This is a genomic window from Agromyces binzhouensis, assembly GCF_004135055.1.
Taxonomy (GTDB): domain Bacteria; phylum Actinomycetota; class Actinomycetes; order Actinomycetales; family Microbacteriaceae; genus Agromyces; species Agromyces binzhouensis.
In genome coordinates, this window is the sequence record NZ_SDPL01000574.1 from 1 (window position 1) to 1,512 (window position 1,512).

At 72.9% G+C, this 1,512-nt stretch carries 3 protein-coding genes; 1 reads left to right on the forward strand and 2 read right to left on the reverse strand.

Features of this window, described 5'->3' with window-relative positions; genetic code table 11:
- A partial coding sequence (locus tag ESO86_RS16820; protein ID WP_129235943.1) for an FAD-dependent oxidoreductase occupies positions 1-402 on the reverse strand: 402 nt, incomplete at its 3' end.
- Between the two features lie 90 nt (positions 403-492).
- On the opposite strand from ESO86_RS16820, the gene ESO86_RS16825 reads away from it, so the two are divergent.
- Entirely contained in the window at positions 493-858 is a 366-nt protein-coding gene (locus ESO86_RS16825) for an ArsR/SmtB family transcription factor (RefSeq protein ID WP_129235944.1), read from the forward strand.
- A 34-nt stretch (positions 859-892) separates the two neighbouring features.
- On the opposite strand, the gene ESO86_RS19395 is transcribed toward ESO86_RS16825, so the two are convergent.
- Positions 893-1,512: hypothetical protein (locus tag ESO86_RS19395; RefSeq protein ID WP_165308229.1), on the reverse strand; the 620-nt coding region annotated here is incomplete at its 5' end.

Consider the following 1,512-nt stretch of genomic DNA (forward strand, 5'->3'; position numbering starts at 1 on the left):
CCGGTCCATGCCCTCGCGGGCGACGGCGGTCACGGCGACGCCGAGCCGGATGCGCGAGGCGAGCGGCTCGAGGGCGGCGAGCGGCTCGAGGTACTGCTCGACGAGTTCGGCGCCGGTCGGCAGGCGGCCCTCGTCGGGGTGCTGCCAGCCCGACGCCTCGAGCAGGCGGCGGGACGCGGGATCGACGAGGACGCGCCACGGCGAGAACAGCCGGATGTGGCCCCACTCGCGGATGCTCGCGCCGACCCGGTCGCCGGCCTCGTAGACCACGACGTCGATGCCCCGCTCGAGCAGCTCGGCCGCGGCCGCCAGGCCGATCGGGCCGGCGCCGATGACCGCGACGGGGAGGGTGTCGAGGCGCTCGGAGCGCGTCGCGGGGCGGGTGAGGTCGAGCAGGGTCATGGCGGGCCTTTCCGGAATATCGAAGTTCGTCGATGCTCAGTCTCGACCCATGCATCGAAGTTTGTCAATATTCGAGGTAGGATCGGACCCATGACGACCTTCGAACTCGCGCCGGTGGGCGTCGGTCCCGCCGCGAGCGGCGGTGCATGCTGCAGCCCGCTCGTCACCGAGCCGATGGATGCCGGGCGCGCCGAGCAGCTCGCGGCGTCGTTCAAGGCGCTCTCCGACCCCACGCGGCTGCGGCTGCTGTCGATCGTCGCGAAGTCCGAGGGCGAGGAGGCGTGCGTGTGCGACCTCATCGAGCCCGTCGGCCTCAGCCAGCCGACCGTCTCGCACCACCTCAAGATCCTGGCCACGGCGGGATTCCTCGAGCGCAGCAAGCGGGGGACGTGGGCGTACTACAAGCTCGTCCCCGGCGCCCTCGATCGGATGTCGCGGCTCCTCGCCGACGCCTGAACCCCGGCCGCCCGCCGACTCCGCGCGGCAGCCGTCAACGACCCCAGGCCGACGCGGGCGCGGTGACGACCGGCACGGGCGCCGTCGACCACCAGGCCCCGTTCCCGTAGTGGCTCGACGCCCACGGCGAGGCCCAGATCGCGCGAGCCGTGGCATCCGCCGACGTGCCGGCCTCGAGCCCCGCGACGATGCCGGCGTAGAACGAGCGCTTCTTCAGGTTCGACGCCGCGTACTCGGCCGCGGTCACGAGCGTGTCGTAGCTCCCGAGGCCGCTGCCGCCGCCCGAGCCGTACCCGTTGTTCAGCGGGTTGTTGCGGTTCCACCAGTCGTCGGGCCCGTTCTCCTCGCGCATCCACTCCACCATGAGCCGCACGTTCTCGTCGGTGAGCGGCCAGTCGCCGAACACCAGCACGAGCTTCGCCCAGTCGTAGTTCGTGCCCGAGTCGACGAGCGACTCCGGTCCGGTCGTCGTCGAGTAGCCCTCCCGCGACACGCTCGCCGGCGCGATGTCGCCGTCGACCTCGACCTCCTGCACCGCGCCCGCGAACGGCGAGACGGTCGTGACCGACGCCTCCGCGACCGGCACGCCGGTGCGGGGAAGCGGCGCGAGCGCCAGCGTGGCGAGCAGCCCCGCCACCGCGACGGTCGCCGCGA

What these genes read in the sequence shown, in the direction of transcription:
- ESO86_RS16825 (WP_129235944.1), top strand. Translation starts at nt 493, where the DNA reads ATGACGACCTTCGAACTCGCGCCGGTGGGCGTCGGTCCCGCCGCGAGC.